The following is an 18,829-nucleotide window of genomic DNA, read 5'->3' as shown; positions in this document are numbered from 1 at the left end:
CGGATGAAAAGTATGAGCGAATTGATAATTATTAACAATGAGTTTATGGGGAAAGGGAATGATGAGCTTGGTAAAACACTTACCGGAGTCTTTCTGCGAAAGCTATGGGCACAGGAGAAGAAACCCGATACCATTATATTGTATAATTCTGCCGTAAAATTAATAGCAGAAGGGTCAGAAGTACTGGATGCAATGGATGGTCTTTACAGCAGCGGAGCAGATATCTTAGCATGTGGAACCTGTGTGGACTTTTATAACTTAAAAAATAGTATTAAGATAGGAAGAGTCAGCAATATGGAGGAAATCTGTTCTCTGCTGATGCAGGCTGAAAAGGTTATAACCATTTAATAACCAAAAAGACATTTTGTGCCTGTCTGCCACAAGGTGGAATTTCAGGCACAGTACAGGCAGCCCTCAGACACACCCCGGAAAAGAGTATAGAATGAGACTTACAACAGCATTAGACCTGAAGCAGAATTACAGAAACACAAGAACGATTAGCATAGTAGGCGGAGGCGGTAAAACCTCAACAATTTTTACTCTGGCATATGAACTGGCAGGGCAAGGTAAAAAGGTACTGATTACGACTACAACGGCTATGTATAATCCCGCTGGAATTGATAATCCCAATATCTTTGTGTTGGGTGATCACGTTACAGCAGAAGGTAAATTAAAGGGAATTTCAAAAGAGGAAGCAGCAAGAATCCATACTGGCAATCAATATGCTTATATACTGGTAGAAGCAGACGGCTCCAAAGGGCGGCCAATTAAGGCACCGGCGGAACATGAACCGGTAATCCCTGATACTACGGATATTATGATTGGGGTTATTGGTATGGATGCATTTGGTAAGAAGGTTACCGAAGTAAATGTACACAGGCCGGAAATATTGTGTGCACTTACGAATCCTTTAAACGGTATTGTGGATGAGGAAGTTATCTTTAAGCTGGTTACGCATTCGCAGGGACTATTTAAGAATTGTCCTGTCTCTGCCAAAAAAATACTGCTGCTTAATAAGGTATTTGATGAGAAAACGAATGAGGTAGCTTTGAAAGTGGGACACACTATAATTAGAGAAAGTGAGACAATAGACAGAATAATCATTGGAGCGGTCAGAGAAGAAGAGCCTGTAAGAGAGCTTATGAAAGGTAGAATTGTATGATTGCAGTAATATTAGCAGCCGGTTTATCAAAAAGATTTGGAGGGAAGAAGCTTTTAGAGAAAATCAATGACAGACCCATGATTCTCCATACAGCAGAATTGGTCGGAGCTTATGAATTTCAGAAGAAGCTGCTGGTGTACTCTGATGAAGAGGTGAAGGAGACTGTTCAGGCATCTGCCTGGACCTCCGATTTCCTGTTTGTTCATAACAATCATGCAGAAGAGGGTTTAAGTACCTCCATAAAACTTGCAGTGGAAACATTATTACAGTTAAATACAGACAAGGGAAACTGTAATATCGAGCCTGAAAACCAGTACAAGGAAAACCAGTACAAGGAAAACCAGTACAAGGAAAATCGAGACAAGGAAAGCCAGTACAAGGAAAATCAGTACAAAGAAAACCAGTACAAGGAAAATCAAGACAATGAAAGCCAAAGCAATGAAAGCCAAAGCAATGAAAGCCAGAGCAATGAAAATCAATGCATCGAAAACAAGTGTATAAAAAACCGATATATAGAAAACCTGGATACAGAAATCTTAAAAAAATACAGTGAATCAGATGAGGGAATCATGTTTTTTGTTGGTGACCAGCCTTTTCTTAATATAGACACAGTAAAGAAGCTAAACGACGCTTTTCGGGAAAAAAAGGGTTCTATTATTGTTCCTGTGTATGGCGTTGACAGAGGGAATCCGGTTATCTTCGCCACCAAATGGATGAAAGAATTAAGGAAGCTGGAAGGTGATATCGGCGGGCGCGTTATAATCCGGCAGAATAGCAGTGAAGTTTTGGAAGTACCGGTAACAGATACGAAAATAGGACGTGATATTGATACAAAAGAAGAATACAATGCTGTACGGGCTGAAAGGATATCGGAGTTACATGGAGAGACAGAATAAACTGGTGGTCGTCAGAGGGGGAGGAGATTTGGCCTCTGGAGTGGTACACCGGCTGATAATGAGTGGTTTTCAGGTTATAATACTGGAAATTGAAAAGCCAACAGTAATAAGGCGAACAGTAGCTTATGCGGAAGCTGTATTTGCTGGCACCGCTACTGTTGAGGGGCTTATGGCAAGGAAAACAAAGTCTGTTGCAGAAGCCCTGGAATGTCTTAAAGCCGGGATTATACCAATACTGATAGATCCGGCCGGAGAATACCTTCCGGCTTTAAAACCAAAAGTTCTAGTGGATGCCATTTTAGCAAAAAGAAATCTTGGCACATTCAGGGATATGGCACCTGTTGTAATAGGTTTGGGTCCGGGATTTTGTGCCGGAGTGGATGTGGATGCAGTAATCGAGACCAACAGAGGCCATAACCTGGGCAGAGTGTTTCACGAAGGCTGCGCAGAACCGGATACCGGAGTTCCCGGAGTTATCGGCGGTTTTGACTACCAGCGTATCTTAAGAGCACCGGCTGATGGTGTGATTCGTAATGTGCGGGAGATCTGCACAAATGTTATATGCGGTGATATCATTGCTTATGTTGATAATAAGCCGGTTGTATCAATGCTTGATGGTGTTTTGCGCGGGTTGATAACAGACGGTTTGACGGTAAAGAAAAATCTGAAAATCGGAGATGTGGATCCGAGATGTAAAATCGAATATTGTTATTCTATTTCTGACAAAGCACGTGCCATCGGTGGAGGAGTTTTAGAAGCAATTCTATACTTTTTAAACAAAGAAAGTGAGAACTGATATGAGTATAGTAAACATTAACGGAGAAGAGTATCGGTGGGATACTGATATGGCATTGATGGATTATCTGCGGGATGTACTTGGGATTACTTCTGTAAAGAATGGCTGTAAGGAAGGCGCCTGTGGTACCTGTACGGTAATAATTGACGGAAAGACGGCAAGGGCCTGTATCCAGAAGCTTTCCAGACTGGAGGGGAAAAAGATTCAGACCATAGAAGGATTTACGGAGAGAGAGAAAGCAGTATTCTCCTATGCTTTTGCAGCCTGCGGAGCAGTACAATGCGGTTTCTGCATACCGGGAATGTTTATTAGCGGAAAGTGTCTGATTGACCAGAACCCAAATCCCACCAGAGAGGAGGTTAAGCTGGCGATTCGTACCAATATCTGCAGATGTACCGGCTATAAGAAAATTGAAGACGGAATTCTGCTGGCGGCTCAGCTGATAAGAGAGAATTCAGAGATTCCACAAATAGCTCAGACCGGTAAAGTCGGTGAGAAGACCTGCCGCGTAGATGCAATTCCAAAAACCCTTGGAACTGCCAGATATGCAGATGATTACAGCTTCGAGGGGATGCTTTACGGAAAAAATGTCTTTAGCAAGTTTGCAAGGGCAAAAGTACTTTCAATTGATTCTTCAAAGGCATTGTTAATGCCAGGAGTAATCGCAGTTTATACGGCAAAAGATATTCCAGGAAAACGCTATATCGGACATCTGGCACAGGATTGGCCTGGAATGATTGCTGTGGGAGAAGAAACCAAATGCTGCGGTGATACACTGGCTATGGTAGTTGCCAAGACGAAGGAACAGGCCATAGCTGCAGTAAAGGCAGTGGAAGTTGTGTACGAGGAAAAAACACCAATCTCCACGGCGTTAGAAGCTAAAACTCCCGGAGCCCACCAGATTCATGGAGAAGGGTTCATGCAGTTTGGCAGATTCATTATCCCTGAAAACAATCTATTCGATCATGAAGAAGTGAAAAGAGGGGATGCAGAAACTGCTCTTAAGAACGCAAAGTACATTGCAGAAGGAACCTTTATCCTGCCTCCTACTGAACATGCATTTTTGGAACCGGAAACTGCCATTGGTGTTCCCGATGGGGATGGTATTCTTGTAATAACCGGCGGCCAGGGTATCTACGATGAATACCACGAGATAAGTAACTATCTTGGAATACCTATGGAGAAGCTGCGCATACAAAGTGCCGTTGTGGGCGGTGGTTTTGGCGGAAAAGAAGATATGAGTGTGCAGCATCAGGCGGCTCTGTGTGCTTATCTTACAAAACGGCCCGTTAAGGTGTTTTTTAGCAGACAGGAAAGTATAAACTATCATCCCAAAAGGCATGCCATGGAAATCTATTGTAAAATCGGCTGTGATGAGGATGGGATCTTACAGGGAATGCAGGCGAGACTGACATCGGATACCGGAGCCTATGCTTCTCTTGGAGGACCGGTACTGCAAAGAGCCTGTACACATATCGGAGGACCTTATAACTATCAGAATATCGATGTTGAAGGCAATGCCTATTTTACCAATAATCCTCCCGGAGGAGCCTTTCGAGGCTTTGGTGTAACTCAATCCTGTGCAGTAGTAGAATGTCTGATAAATCAACTGGCAGAAGCAGTGGGAATTACAGGCTGGGAGATTCGTTACCGTAATGCTATTAAACCTGGACAATCATTGCCTAACGGGCAGATTGCCGATGAAGGGACAGCTATGGTTGAAACCCTGGAGGCAGTGAAGGAGGAATTCGAAAGATACGAAAAAGACCCGGAATACTATGTGGGAATAGCCTCAGCTATGAAAAACGCCGGGGTAGGCGTAGGGGTTCAAGATATTGGCCGCTGTAACTTAAAAATAATTGGCGGTAAAGTACATGCAAGATCTTCCGCCGGCGCAATCGGACAGGGAATTCAAACGGTTCTGCTGCAAATGGTCTGTGAAGCCACGGGATTACCGCCTTCTGATATTGTAGTTGAACAGCCGGATACCAGATATACACCCGATTCCGGTACAACAACTGCATCCCGGCAGACGGTATTTGCCGGAGAAGCAGCCAGAAGAGCAGCAATCAAATTGAAGATGGATCTGGAAAAAGGGAATAAGCTCAGGGATCTTGAGGATAAGGAATATATAGGAGAATTTGAATACAAAACCGACCCCATAGGGTCATCGAAAGCAAATCCCGTAAGTCATGTGGCATATGGCTATGCTACACAGCTTTTTATCCTTGATAAAGAAGGTAAGGTTATTAAGGTTGCGGCAGCCCATGACATTGGTAAAGCTATAAACCCTCTGTCGGCAGAAGGACAGGTGGAAGGAGGGGTAGCTATGGGACTTGGTTATGCGCTTACAGAGGAGTTTCCATTGAAAAACGGAATCCCCCAAGTCAAGTTTGGGACCCTTGGTTTATTGAAAGCGAACCAGATGCCGCTTATTGAAACTTATCTGCTAGGCAGGAATAATCCGGACATCGCATTTGGAGCAAAAGGAATAGGGGAAATCGTATGTGTAATGGGAGCACCTGCCTGTCAGAATGCCTACTATAAAAAAGACGGTATCTTTCGTTATGAATATCCCCTTGAGAATACCTATTACCGAAAACCTAAGAACTAATTGTATAGTCATACAGGAGAATAAAATCCTGTATCTTAATATGAGACTAGTGATAATAGGTTATAGTTAAGATAATTATCCCGTAGTTTTAACAAATAGTAGACAGTGTTCCACTTCAAGGTTAAAATAAGGGTACAAATATCATTCAACTGGGGGGTGGCAAGCAAATGAAAATGAAATTAATTTTGCGAAACGGTCTTCAACAAGCTTTATCCCATGCAGAGTAAGCATTAGTGAACTATTCTGTATGGGTCACAGGTTACCTTACTTTATAACTTTATGCCAGACGATAGAGGATGTTTATCAATTGCCTAATAGAATAAAGTAAGCTGAACCTATAAGTCAACTACTGCTGAGCTCTGCACTTTATTTATCAAATATAAATAAGGAGCGGATAAGGTGAAATATATCAATGCAGCAGAAGTATTACCGGATTATCTGATAACAGAAATCCAGAAACATATCAGCGGAGAGGTTATTTATATCCCTGCCGGTGAGGAACGCACCAAATGGGGCGAAAAAAATGGTTCGAGGCAATATTTTGAAAATAGAAACCGTCGGATTAAATTACATTACAAAAAGGGATATACAATTGAAGAGATAGCAGTGGAATTTGGTCTTGCTTACGAAACTATACGAAAGATTGTATATAAACCCTTATAAAAAGCAGTCGTATAAAAGAAGTCCTCCAATAAAGAGATTTACACTAATTCTAATTGTTTAGCAGCATCAAACGGTTACGGATGAATTGTAAAGCTCCTTATGGGAGGACTTTTTATGGGGCAGTATATGCTTTGGATATAAACAATATAGAAATGATTATCCGGGCTCCAGCGGTTCAGTTTTACCATAAGTAGAAGATTTCCCTGTTGACTTAAATTATAATCTATCATTGACTACTACTACGTTTAGTGATATATTAATATTACACTAAACGTAATATTGGCAGGGAGGGTTAGATATCAGAGATAATATAAAAGGTGGGGCATTAACGGAAACTACTTTCCTGGTCCTGTTAGCAGTGTATAAACCAAATCATGGTTATGGGATAATGCAGTTTATTGAAAAGATGACCTATGGACGAGTTGTTTTAGGGGCAGGAACTTTGTATGGAGCCCTCAATACCCTTGTCAGGAAACAATGGATTATTCCTTATGGTGAGGAAGGGGACAGCAGGAAAAAGGAATACCTGATAACCGATATCGGAAAGCAAAAAGCAGAAGAAGAATTACAACGTATTGAGGAGCTTTGGAAGCTGGCTTCGACAACAATGAAGGAGGATAGAAGCGAATGAGCAAAACAGTATTTCGGTATTTTTTCGATATTATGGAGGAACAGGAAAAATGGCTGAACCATATGGCTGAAAAAGGATATCGGCTAAAGAAATGTGGGAGAATAATTTATACATTCGATCAATGTAGACCAAATGAATATGAATATGTTATAGAATTCGTCGGAGATCAGGCGCATTCCAAAGCAAAGAATTATCGGCACTATCTTGAAAACATGGGATTTCGTACTTTCACAAAAAATATCAATTTAAATTTTTCTTATGGAAAAGTAAGATGGCGGCCATACGCAAAGGGTATGGGGCAGATTGCTTCTTCCCCCGGCGGATTTAACAAAGAGCTTTTGATTTTGGAGAAAAAAAGGGACGGAAAGCCATTTGAATTGCATACAGACATACATGATAAACTGAATAATTATAAGACCATCAAACGAACATATGCTTGGGCTGTTCTTATGATGGTCTTATTGGTTGCTATGACATTCATACCAAATATAGTATCAGTTTCTTCGGTAATGGCATGGTTTCTCAGAACAGCGCTGCTAATTTTTTGCGGCTTATTTGCTATTCCGACTGTGAAATATTCATTTTTGGTTAAGCAGCTAAAGGAAGAAAGTAAAACCTATGAATAGGTGATGCATTTTGATTTATTGAAGTGAAGTCTGAGTTTTACTCTCAAGTCTATCTTTAACAAAGCTGATTACAGCATTTGAGGTTCCGTTTTTGCCGTACCAAACATATGTAACCTTGGTGTTATCTCCGGTTCCGGTGGTGTTTTGTAGCGTTCCCTCTGCGCCAATAAGCTTGACTGCCTCAGCATAGCTGATTCCGTTAGTCAGGGAACTGTAGCTGCTTAAGGTTATATAAGAAGCATCGGAATTACCGGTATCGTCAGAATTTGATGAATCTCCGGGGGCGTTGCTATCCTGAAAAATCATCACTGCTTCTGTGCTGGCGGTAACTTTTATACTGCACTGATAGGTTTTTTTATTATAGGTGGCTGTTATAACTGCTTTTCCTTTTGCTTTCGCAGTTACTATTCCTTTGCTGTTTACGGTTGCAACTTTTCTGTTATTGCTTGTCCACTTAATTTTACCTGTGACCGGCTCGTAATTTTTCAGGATTTCCAAGTCAAGGGTTTCTTTGGGATACAGGGTGTAATTGTCGGAACTTATGGTATAGACAGCCGCGGCATTTACCTTAAAAGGTAATAACAGAAGGATTGCAAGCAATAATAGTAGTAACTTTTTCAATTGTCTACCTCCTCAATCTTATTAATCTTTCTTTTCGGTTACTGCATAATGCGTTTCATAATATTTTGGTGCCCAGGTCAAGAACTCTGAAAGGATTATTTTCTTGCAGTTTATTCATCAGCTCACGAGCTTAAAACAAGCTTACGAACTTAAACAAGCTCATGAGCTTGTTTCTTCTGAAAGAAATCAGAAGCAAACCTGATGATCCTTATTCTGCTTCTATTATATCATAAAAAACACCACATATACATAGGATTAATTCATTTATTCATAGATACAACTTGTAAAACGACTTTATTATTGTTATGCTATAGAAAGGTAAATGCAGTACCTTTATTTCATAATATTATTATAATTTGATTAAAAACTTAATAATATTTCAATCATATTTTAAATTGTTAATTCATAGAAAATACGATATAATATGGCTAGTTATATGTTGACAGTAATATAGCGGAGGAATTGTAATGGATAGAAGGAATTTCACTGATTTGGGTGAGGAAATAAGGAATATAGTCCAGAATGCAGTGAATAGTAGGGACTTTCATCAATTAAACAGAGATATAAGCAGTACGGTAAAAGGTGCATTGGATGAAGTGAAGGATGCTCTTAATACGGGTTATGGCAGCTATAGAAATATTCATTGGAATGCAAATGATTCTATGAATCGGGACAAGCAGAATGAATATAAAAACGAAAATAAAGAGAACTATAAAGAAGACTATAAAGAGCAGAACTACAGAAAAAACTACGAGAATAACAACCGTACAGGGACAGACTATAAAAGAAGCCAGCAATACAACACCTATAAATCTTCTGTTCCTCCAAAACAGACAAATACCGCGGTTACGAATCAAAAGCAGCAATACCCTCAGGTACCGGTTGGAAAAGTAGCAAGTATTCTCTACACAGTATTTGGATCAATCGGAATGAGCCTCTTTGGTATCGGAGCTTTTGTCCTGGCTTTGGTCGGGTATATGAACAGTAAAGTTAATTTGTTTACCATAGCACTTTCTTTTATACCCTTTTTTCTTGTAAGCTGTACGATGTCTGCCAGAGGTGGTGCATTAAGGAAAAGGCTGAGACGATTCAGACGTTACACGGATTTATTCAAGGGCCGGCCGTATTACTCTATAAATGACCTCACTTCTGCTTTAGGGCTCAAACGGAAATATGTGATAAAGGATTTGCGGAAGATGATTCATATCGGTATGTTTCCGGAAGGCAGATTTGACGAGCAGGAGACCTGCATTATGTTAAATCAGGAGAGCTATAAGCAATATCAGGAGCTGCAGAAGAGAGTCCGTATGCAGGAAATGTCTGGTGTTAAGAAGGATAACTTGGAGGGACAAGCAGGAACTTCCGGTACCAATGATTATGAAGTAAGAAAAGCCATTGAAGCCGGCAGAGACTGTATACAGCAGATCAGAGAAGCAAATGATGCAATTCCCGGTGAGGAGATATCCAGACGTTTAGACCGTTTGGAAGAAGTCATCGGCAAAATCTTTTTATATATCGAACAGCATCCCAGCCAGTTGACAGATATCCAGAAGTTTATGGATTATTACCTTCCGACAACATTAAAGCTTGTGAATGCCTATAAAGAATTTGATAGATTATCAGTTGAAGGCGATAATATATCAACAGCTAAGAATGAGATTGAAGAAACACTTAATACAATAAATCATGCGTTTGAGAATTTACTGGACAGCCTTTATGAAGATGTGACCATGGATGTTTCCAGTGATATATCTGTATTGGAAACTCTCCTGGCACAGGAAGGTCTGACACAGAAGGATTTTGTATCGAATGAATAAACTGGAGGATAAATGAATGAATGGAGATACACCTACCTTAACCTTTGACCCTTTTGAAGAGGAAGTAAAAGAACCCTCAATGCTTAAACTCCAAGAGGAGAAACAACAGGTTCAGCAATTTGATGAAAGTACACTGACAGTGGAAGAAAAGAAAATGGTAGAGGATTTTGCCAGTAAGATAGACCTCACCAAATCCAACCTGGTTCTCCAATATGGTGCAGGTGCCCAGAAGAAGATCGCTGACTTTTCAGAATCTGCTTTGAATAATGTTAAGACGAAGGATCTGGGGGAGATAGGAAATATGCTCTCGGATGTCGTAATGGAATTGAAGAGTTTTGATGCGGATACCGAAGAGAAAGGTATCCTGGGATTCTTCAAAAAAAGTGCAAACAAGCTAAACATAATGAAAGCCAAATATGATAAAGCAGAAGTAAATATCAACAAGATCTGCAAGGTATTAGAAGCTCACCAGATTCAAATGCTTAAGGATATATCCATGCTGGATAAAATGTATGAGCTGAATAAAACCTATTTTAAGGAACTGTCCATGTACATTCTGGCAGGTAAAAAGAAGATTGTTCAGGTACAGGAAGAAGAGCTGCCTAAATTAGTGGAGAAATCAAATTTAAGTGGATTACCTGAGGATGCACAGGCTGTCAATGATCTTGTGGCTGTAATAAACCGTTTTGAGAAAAAGATACATGACCTGGAACTTACAAGAATGATATCCATACAAATGGCTCCGCAGATTCGTCTGGTTCAGGGAAATGATACACTAATGACCGAGAAAATTCAGTCCACCCTCGTTAATACAATACCTCTTTGGAAGAGCCAGATGGTACTTGCTCTTGGGGTTGCTCATTCCACACAGGCTGCCAAAGCCCAGAGAGAAGTTACTGATATGACAAACGAGCTGTTAAGAAAGAATGCAGAAACCCTTAAGATGGCTACTATTGAGACCGCAAAGGAATCCGAACGCGGTATTGTTGATATCGAAACACTCCGTATTACCAATCAATCTTTGATTTCTACTTTAGACGAGGTTCTTCGTATTCAGACAGAAGGCCGTCAGAAGAGAAAAGAAGCTGAAGTTGAATTGAATCGCATTGAAAATGAACTGAAGAATAAATTGCTTAGCATGAGAGGATAAAGTCTGCTGCAAGGTATAACAGTTCAGAAATAGCAGTTAATGAAAGAAGCATGGAAGTTCTGATATATGAACTGACCTCCCATACGTTAGATTTTTAGGTCTAACTTATGGGGGTCACTTCAATAATCCGAATTTCTCATGCTTCTTTTTAAGGTATTAAGCTTTTCTTATTCCGCGAAAGATTAACTTTGAAATCTCAGACAGGATAATAACACTAAAGGAAAGTGCGAATATTTTAGCCCACATTGTAATATCCAGAGGGATTGTCCCAAAGAAAGCTCCGGCAAACTGTATGATCAATATCTGAAGAAGGAAGGTAATGGATATTACCAATAACATGATTTTATTCTTCAGAAGGTGCTTAAAAATACTTACAGCATGAAGCTCACGGCAGTTAAAGGCATTGAACAGCTGAAAGAGTGCAAATAATGTAAAAAGTACAGTTGTCATCTCTTCCTCAGCGGCTCCTAAGAAATTGAAGACATATTGGCACAGGAAGATGATAGAGATATATACGCCGGTAAGTCCAATTCGGATAAGCATTCCTTTTGAAACAATATTGTCGCTTCGTTTCGTAGGCGGACGGCTCATCAGATCGTCATAAATAGGCTCCAGGCCTAAAGTAAGAGCCGGAGGCCCGTCCATAATAATGTTGATCCACAAGAGCTGAAGGGCAGTAAATGGTGCCTTCAAGCCTAAAAGGATAGACGTAAATACTACAATTACAGAGGATACGTTAACTGTCAGCTGGAACTGTATAAAACGTTTGAAATTCTCGTATATGCCACGTCCCCAGGCAATAGCCTTGACGATGGTGGAGAAGGAATCATTCAGGAGAACGATATCGCTGGCCTCTTTTGAAACCTCTGTTCCAGAGATACCCATAGCAATACCCACATCGGCATTTTTAAGTGCCGGTGCATCATTGATACCATCACCGGTAACTGCTACCACATTGCCCTGTGATTTCAAAAGCTTCACTACACGCATTTTTATGGTAGGGGTACTGCGGGCGATAACACTGATTTGGGGTAATTTCAGAAGTAATTCTTCATCTGTCAGATCAACAATGTCTTTTGCTTCTACCGCAATGTGTTCTGAGTTCAGCAGGTGGAGGTCATTGGCAATGGCTGTTGCGGTTACAATATTGTCACCGGTAAGGATCTTTAAGTCTATACCAGCCATGCGGCAATTCTTAACGGCTTCGTATACATCTGCACGCAGTGGATCAGAGATGGCGACAAAACCGTCAAAGGTCATATTGTTCTCCATTTCGGAATGGTGGTCGTCTGCCTCATAGTCCATCATGGCATCCAATTCTTTATGGGCGAAAGCAATGACACGCATGGCCTTTTCCTGCGCTTTCGTGATATAAGTTTCAATATCCCTGCGTTTTTCCTCTGAGATGCTGCACATGGCGAACACACATTCAGGACTTCCTTTCACATAAGAAATGATTTTACCGTCAACTTTACTGATGGTTGTCATATGTTTTAACTCAGAAGAAAAAGGAAAGGCATACAATACATCATGGTCCTGGCGTTCGTCTTTATAGGTCTTACCGCTGTCTGCTTTTGCTCTTGAGCTTTCATAGAAGTTTAGCATGGCGCATTCCGTAGGATTACCGATAAAGGTACCGTCCAATGAAATGTCAGCGGTAGTGTTAAGACAGACGTTGTGGACAATCCAGTCACAGGAGAGCTCGTTGGTATTGTCATGCCACTTATCATCATAATAAGCAGAAACTGTCATTTTATTCTCTGTCAGGGTTCCGGTCTTATCAGAGCAGATAACATTAATACAACCGACAGTCTCGGAAGCAATCATCTTTTTAACAAGTGCATTCTGATGAGAAAGCTTGATAATATTAATGGAAAGTGAAACAGCCACTATGGTAGGAAGACCCTCAGGTACGGCTGCAACAATGAGGACGATACTGGTTACGAAAGCATCCAGGACATCTTCAAAATTAAGTCCCCCCGATAAAGAGAAGCTGATAAGCTCTGAGACAAATACAATGGCGGCAGCAATAACACCTAGTATAGTAATTGTCTTACCTAGTCTTGCAAGGTTTTCCTGAAGAGGGGTGGAGGTTCGGTCTGTCTTTGTAAGTTCTTTTGCTATCTTACCGAATTCTGTGCTGTCACCAACTGCTGTAACAAGCATTTTGCCGTAGCCGCTGGTTATGTAATTACCGGAATAAAGCATGTTGCTCCGGTCGGCAAGTGCAGTTTTTTCATCTGTAATTATCAATTCCGCATCTTTTTTAGAAGGAATACTTTCTCCGGTCAATGCAGACTCATCTGCAGCAAGTCCTGTACTTTCAAGAAGCCTTCCATCGGCAGGTATCTTATCACCGGTTGAAAGCAGTACAATGTCGCCTACTACCAGGTCCTTTTGACCTATCATTAAGGTATCACCGTTTCGAAGAACCTTTATCTGTGTATCATCACTTATTTTTGAAAGGGCTTCAAATGCCTTGGCACTCTTGCCTTCCATTACAACAGTAATAATAACTGACAGGGAAATAGCTGCAAATATACCCACGCATTCCAGAAAATCAGCCTCACCACCGGTAGTAGCACGGATAATGTTAACCGCCAGTGCTATAATTCCTGCCATAATCAGCATGAGAATCATGGGTTCGCTGCCAGCAGCAAGTATCCTGCGCATTAAGGATTCCGGTTTTTCTCTGGTCAATGTGTTGCTGCCGTATTGTTGGAGGTTTTGATTAATCTGAGCCTCCGGCAGTCCTGTTGTTGAATTTGTGTTAAGCCTTTTTACAAGACTTTCTCTGTTTTCCATAAATTCCTTCACAACATTTTTCCTCCTAGTATAAAAATATGTCGATTTTTACAAAATAAAAGACCCGCGTATAGCCCTAAGCTATCACGAGTCATAAAAAAAAGACCTATGTATGGCTATAGCAGCTATACATGAGTCTCGTTAATTAAGGCAAGCCAGACTTTAACAGTCAGTATGTTGACTTACCACGCAGTAAACTGCGCTAACTACTCCCTCACGAGTAATTTAAATTGTCGTGTAATTTTAACACACGTAAAAGACAGTGTCAAGTACTATATTCTCTCGGTTAGGCTTTACAAATTCTGGACCTTGTGCTAGAATTGAATTGCTAATTGCTAATTGCTAATTGCTAATTGCTAATTGCTAATTGCTAATTTGGAGGAATTAACCGTGAAACGTTTGATTATAGATGAAATGACCAGGAAAAACAGCTCTGTACAACTGAAGCCGATGAAGCATTGTACGGAGCCGAAACTAAAAGCATAAAGCTTTCCATTCATCGGAAAACAGGTATGATAAGCATAGGGATAATCATGTGCTTTTCTTTTAGTACCTGTTTTTCGGGAATAGATTCAGCTATCTTTATGGCCGCAGACAATGTTTTGTCTGCGGCCTTTTTGTATACCGCTAAGGAGTACAGTCTGGGATACTGGATTTACATGCAGTAATTGAATGAATGTAAAACCAAAGCAGAAGGCCGTTGTGTTATAAGCCTTCTGCTTTTTGTTTGCGGATTTTAGTGGTTTCAGAAAGAGGCTCAGCTGTTCCCAGTAACTAAATATGAAAGAAACTGATAATCAGTGTTACCCACAATTGTTAACGGAGATAATTATGAGCATATTTGAAATAAATGAATTAACCCATACCTATGGAGACAAACTCCTGTATCAAAAGGAAGCTCTTGCTTTGTATAAAGGTGAGCATATGGGGATTGTTGGACAAAACGGTGCAGGAAAGAGTACTTTAATTAAGATCTTATCAGGAGAGGTGGTTCCTGATAATGGGCGAATTGTATGGCAGCCCGGGATAAGGATAGGGCATCTGGACCAGCATGCAGAGATACCGGGTGAAAATACCATAATAGAATACTTAAGGACAGCATATAAAGATATGTATGACCTGGAAAAGAAAATGAATGCCCTGTATGGAAGGTATACAGAGTACAGTAGTGACAAAGACCTGCTAAAGGCTGCTGACTGCCAGATGGTTTTAGAGAACGAGGGTTTTTATCTGATTGAACCGCAAATTGATAAAATTATGACTGGCCTTGGATTGGAGGCTTTGGGAAAAGAGCGAAAGATATCGCATTTAAGCGGTGGTCAAAGAGCCAAGATAATTCTTGCAAAGCTTCTGTTAGAGAAACCGGAGGTATTACTTCTTGATGAACCGACTAATTTTCTGGATAAAGAACATGTGCACTGGCTGGCAGAATATTTAAGAGATTTTCCCAATGCTTTTGCAGTTGTATCACATGACATACAGTTTCTGGAAAAGGTATGCAGCTGTATTTGTGATATTGATTCGGGAATTATAAAGAAATACAATGGAAAGTATTCAGAGCATCTAAAGCAGAAAAAACATTTGAAAGAGGACCACATACGAAGATATAATGAACAGCAGCAGATGATAAAGAAGACGGAAGATTTTATCAGAAGAAATATTGCGGGTAATAACAGCAGAATAGCAAGAGGCAAGAGAAAGCAGTTGGAAAGACTGGACCGGATAACGGCACCTGTCAACAGTGGTACTAAGCTGGATTTTGGCTTTGAAGAAAGTTCCGGTACGATTCAGGAGGTATTAAAGGTAAGGAACCTGGAAGTGGGATATCACTATCCTTTGCTGCCGCCCATCAATATTACCGTAAGAGGTGGTGAGAAAATTGTATTAACAGGTTTTAATGGAATCGGAAAGTCCACGCTGCTTCAAACTCTGACGGCAAATATAACGAAGCTGTCCGGCAGCTATCAATTTGCGGATTGGGTGAAAATCGGATATTACCGACAGGATTTGAGTTGGGAGGAACCTTCACTTACACCTTTTGAAATAATATCCCATGCTTATCCTCAATATAATAAGAAGGAGGTAAGACGACAGTTAGCCAGATGTGGTATTAGCAATGAACATGCAATCCAGGAGATAGCCTCTTTAAGCGGAGGGGAACAAGCGAAAGTCAAATTATGCAAGCTTATGTTATCACCCAGTAACTTTCTCATACTGGATGAACCAACGAATCATTTGGATAGCAGCGCCAAAGAAGCACTTCTGAATGCCCTGGTCAGATATTCAGGGACATTGCTGCTGGTATCCCACGAGGAAGCGTTTTACAAGTCATGGGCGACTAAGGTACTTGACATCAGCAGCATAGGATAAAAGGAAACGAATAATTACACACAGAAGGTTCAATTCGTCTGGCAATAGAAGCAATCAATTCTCCCTCCTTCTCAATACTGAACCTAGACAGACTGCCGCATAATTTCCTCCTTTTTCGGGCAGTCTGCCAAAGTGTTCATGTCTACTTCTATTTTACCATGTGTACCGCTACTTGTCATAGTTGTCACCGCTTTGAACCATGAGATTCAACAGCTTGGCGGGCCAAGTTGACCCGAAGTTTAATTGCTTTTGACTTCTATTTCGCTGTTATTAACCACGATTGCATTGTTATTGCTAATAGGAGATAAGTCTAATTTGGATGAATAGGTGTCCACTATTTTGTGTGCGATTTTTTTAAAGGGAGGATTGGTGAAGTGTGGAACAGTATAAAACTCAACCAAACCTAAAGCATCGAAGTTTTCTAAGTCCGGTGCTTTCTTTACGCTATCCATTCCTTTGACATATTCAATGTTTGCAGATGTAATTATTGCCCCGGCAGACTCCCCAATATAAAGTTTGCCAGCATTGACTTCATCAATGATTACTTTATCAGCACCTGTTCTTTTCAACTCCTGTAACAAAAAGAAAGTATTCCCCCCTGTCACATAGATGAAATCGTTCTTTTTAATTCTTATGGCGATTTCATCGGGGGTGGAAGTTGATATATCCAGTTCGTCAATAATTAGACCCAGTTTTTCAAGAGCCTTTCTTCCTGCGCTCACATAGAATACAACCTTTTCCACTTTGCTTGCAGTAGGGATAAAGGTAACGGTTTTGCCGTTCAAGTCTTTCTCTAAATTTGCGAATATGTCAACTACATCCTTAAAAGATGATACTAAAAAAAGTTTTTTCATAAAGCATTGATCCTTTCTATTTGGTCTTGGTTATAGTATAATCTATAATGGTGTCAATTAATGAAACCTTTTATTTGGAAAGAGGGCTATTCATGAAAAAATCAGAACGACTTAACGATATGATGATATATCTTAAAGATAAAAAATTTTTTAATCTTAAAAGCATAATGGATAAATATTCTATATCCAAAAGCACAGCACTCCGGGACATTCAGTCATTAGAAGAAATAGGTATGCCAATTTACTCAACACATGGACGAAACGGATTCTATGGTATTCTTCCTAACCGTTTATTATCTCCCATTGTCTTTACGATCGACGAGGTTTATGCTCTTTATTTTTCCATGCAAACCCTTAATGCCTATCAGTCTACCCCCTTTCATCTGAACATCCCCAAATTAAAGCAAAAATTTGAGAGCTGCATATCAGAAGAACGAATACAAAGGCTACGAAAGATGGAATTGATTTTCAGCTTAGGCAGTTATCAAAACAAGAATGAATGTAGCTGCTTAGAGGACATTTTGCACTTGGCCGTTGAAGAAATGGTGTGTGAAGTAAGCTATACAAAGGGAGCGAACACAAAGCTGTATCATGTTCAGTTTTTCGATATAACCTCTGCCTATGGGCAATGGTATGCCACCGCATATAATTTCCAAGAAAAAAAGCCGCAGGTTTTTCGTTGTGATAAAATCCATTCTGTAGAGCCTTGCGATAAATATACCCCCCATGCACTTTCTGAATTACTCATTCCATCTAAAGAAATGTTTCGGGGTAAAGAAGCGATTGACTTTGAAGTTGGGATTTCTGCTAGAGGTTTGGATATATTCTATAAAGAGCATTATCCATCAATGGAGCTATGTGATGAAAATGGAAGATGTTATATAAAGGGATTCTATAACAAAGGGGAAGAAACTTTTATTGCAAATTATTTTATTGCTTATGGAGAAAATATTTTATCCATTCAACCAAAGGGTTTGAAAAACCTCATTATTGAAAGATTAGAAATCATACGAAAGCATCTTGTATAACCCTGTTTTAAGTTCTCCGCTAAAACGGCAAGCAGGGCAAGTGAGCACACCTGCGCATTTTGAGGGTTTTCCCTTGCAGTCAAATCTCAAAATTACTTGTTAGGGTAGCCACCCCAAACCCAGCTAAGTTGCGTCATTTCGCTCATTCCTTATTTGACTTCGGGACAACTTGGCTCGAGTCCTAAAGCGCAACCAATTTTATAAGGCCAACATTTACGGCATACCCATCAAGGGGCAGCTTGCGAATAAAAGCACTTTGATTTTGACTGTTTACTTCTGCCATGTGTTCGCATGATATGAAGCCGTAAATTTCGCTCTCTTTTTGGTATAACATCTGCCCTCCGACATAATAAAGTTATTTATCTGTATCTGTTTATCGGGACAGAAAAAGAAAAAAACAAGCGTATCGTCCACTTGGAACAATACGATTGTTTTAGACATTTCACTTGGCAGTTACCCTTTAACAGTTTAATTTTTTTACTGTCTTATGACGGACTACCTTAGTCTGTCTTTTTTTGTGTTATAAAACGAGACCGATTAGAGCTATTTGCCATAAAGTTAAAAATCCATGGAATTGAGGCCTCATGGATTTTGTAAAAGCTACTGGTAGTAATCGCAACCTCAGCATTTTGAAAATTTTACTTTAAGATATTATTATAATATATGGTTGTGAAGTAATAAAACGAATACAGACTTACATATTATGAAATATGACAAGTGTGCTGACATAGAGTGCTGACATAGAGTGCTTTCGGTTCTGATTCCCGTGAGGCTATATTTATAGGGTCCGGTTTCT

The 18,829-nt window shown here is 40.1% G+C and carries 15 protein-coding genes; 12 read left to right on the top strand and 3 right to left on the bottom strand.

Annotation, left to right across the window (positions count from 1 at the left end; all coding sequences use genetic code 11):
• The first annotated feature begins 12 nt into the window (after window positions 1-12).
• The 8 genes from yedF to R2R35_RS03780 all read left to right on the top strand — a co-directional run bounded on the left by yedF (window position 13) and on the right by R2R35_RS03780 (window position 7,388).
• Window positions 13-348, top strand: coding sequence for a sulfurtransferase-like selenium metabolism protein YedF (gene yedF / locus R2R35_RS03815; protein ID WP_317733170.1), 336 nt, complete (start codon window positions 13-15; stop codon window positions 346-348).
• A gap of 94 nt (window positions 349-442) precedes the next feature.
• A complete protein-coding gene (gene yqeC, locus R2R35_RS03810) occupies window positions 443-1,162 on the top strand; it encodes a selenium cofactor biosynthesis protein YqeC (protein WP_317733169.1) in 720 nt (239 codons plus the stop codon).
• Window positions 1,159-2,058: a nucleotidyltransferase family protein gene (locus tag R2R35_RS03805; RefSeq protein ID WP_317733168.1), complete on the top strand. Its 900-nt coding sequence runs from the start codon at window positions 1,159-1,161 to the stop codon at window positions 2,056-2,058. The genes yqeC and R2R35_RS03805 overlap by 4 nt, the downstream gene beginning before the upstream one ends.
• On the top strand, window positions 2,042-2,854 hold the full coding sequence (gene yqeB / locus R2R35_RS03800) for a selenium-dependent molybdenum cofactor biosynthesis protein YqeB (protein ID WP_317733167.1): 813 nt from the start codon (window positions 2,042-2,044) through the stop codon (window positions 2,852-2,854). The genes R2R35_RS03805 and yqeB overlap by 17 nt, the downstream gene beginning before the upstream one ends.
• Window position 2,855: 1 nt before the next feature.
• Window positions 2,856-5,468, top strand: a complete 2,613-nt coding sequence (xdh, locus tag R2R35_RS03795; protein WP_317733166.1) for a selenium-dependent xanthine dehydrogenase — start codon at window positions 2,856-2,858, stop codon at window positions 5,466-5,468.
• Between the two features lie 399 nt (window positions 5,469-5,867).
• Entirely contained in the window at window positions 5,868-6,131 is a 264-nt protein-coding gene (locus tag R2R35_RS03790; RefSeq protein ID WP_317733165.1) for a CD3324 family protein, read from the top strand.
• 388 nt (window positions 6,132-6,519) lie between these two features.
• Window positions 6,520-6,762: a PadR family transcriptional regulator gene (locus R2R35_RS03785; protein ID WP_442872264.1), complete on the top strand. Its 243-nt coding sequence runs from the start codon at window positions 6,520-6,522 to the stop codon at window positions 6,760-6,762.
• Window positions 6,759-7,388, top strand: a complete 630-nt coding sequence (locus R2R35_RS03780; RefSeq protein ID WP_317733164.1) for a DUF2812 domain-containing protein — start codon at window positions 6,759-6,761, stop codon at window positions 7,386-7,388. Before R2R35_RS03785 ends, R2R35_RS03780 begins: the two co-directional genes overlap by 4 nt.
• A gap of 15 nt (window positions 7,389-7,403) precedes the next feature.
• Here R2R35_RS03780 and R2R35_RS03775 read toward each other — a convergent pair whose 3' ends face one another.
• On the bottom strand, window positions 7,404-8,009 hold the full coding sequence (locus tag R2R35_RS03775) for an Ig-like domain-containing protein (RefSeq protein ID WP_317733162.1): 606 nt from the start codon (window positions 8,007-8,009) through the stop codon (window positions 7,404-7,406).
• Between the two features lie 467 nt (window positions 8,010-8,476).
• On the opposite strand from R2R35_RS03775, the gene R2R35_RS03770 reads away from it, so the two are divergent.
• Together R2R35_RS03770 and R2R35_RS03765 are read left to right on the top strand one after the other, a co-directional pair.
• Window positions 8,477-9,826: a 5-bromo-4-chloroindolyl phosphate hydrolysis family protein gene (locus tag R2R35_RS03770; RefSeq protein ID WP_317733161.1), complete on the top strand. Its 1,350-nt coding sequence runs from the start codon at window positions 8,477-8,479 to the stop codon at window positions 9,824-9,826.
• 16 nt (window positions 9,827-9,842) lie between these two features.
• Window positions 9,843-10,976 carry a toxic anion resistance protein gene (locus R2R35_RS03765; protein WP_317733160.1) on the top strand — a complete coding sequence of 378 codons (1,134 nt, stop codon included), beginning with the start codon at window positions 9,843-9,845 and terminating at the stop codon, window positions 10,974-10,976.
• A gap of 156 nt (window positions 10,977-11,132) precedes the next feature.
• Here R2R35_RS03765 and R2R35_RS03760 read toward each other — a convergent pair whose 3' ends face one another.
• Window positions 11,133-13,793: a calcium-translocating P-type ATPase, PMCA-type gene (locus tag R2R35_RS03760; RefSeq protein ID WP_317733159.1), complete on the bottom strand. Its 2,661-nt coding sequence runs from the start codon at window positions 13,791-13,793 to the stop codon at window positions 11,133-11,135.
• Between the two features lie 819 nt (window positions 13,794-14,612).
• Here R2R35_RS03760 and R2R35_RS03755 point away from each other — a divergent pair.
• The gene (locus R2R35_RS03755; RefSeq protein ID WP_317733158.1) at window positions 14,613-16,151 is read left to right on the top strand and encodes an ABC-F family ATP-binding cassette domain-containing protein; all 1,539 of its coding nucleotides are present in this window, start codon (window positions 14,613-14,615) and stop codon (window positions 16,149-16,151) included.
• Between the two features lie 239 nt (window positions 16,152-16,390).
• On the opposite strand, the gene R2R35_RS03750 is transcribed toward R2R35_RS03755, so the two are convergent.
• Window positions 16,391-17,005, bottom strand: coding sequence for a peptidase E (locus R2R35_RS03750; protein ID WP_317733157.1), 615 nt, complete (start codon window positions 17,003-17,005; stop codon window positions 16,391-16,393).
• A 92-nt stretch (window positions 17,006-17,097) separates the two neighbouring features.
• Between R2R35_RS03750 and R2R35_RS03745 the strand changes: the two genes are divergently transcribed.
• A complete protein-coding gene (locus R2R35_RS03745; RefSeq protein ID WP_317733156.1) occupies window positions 17,098-18,033 on the top strand; it encodes a helix-turn-helix transcriptional regulator in 936 nt (311 codons plus the stop codon).
• Window positions 18,034-18,829 lie beyond the last annotated feature (796 nt).

The sequence above is a fragment of the Anaerocolumna sp. AGMB13020 genome, from assembly GCF_033100115.1.
In the GTDB taxonomy this organism is placed as follows: domain Bacteria; phylum Bacillota; class Clostridia; order Lachnospirales; family Lachnospiraceae; genus Anaerocolumna.
This window is presented reverse-complemented; position numbering and strand designations above follow the sequence as displayed.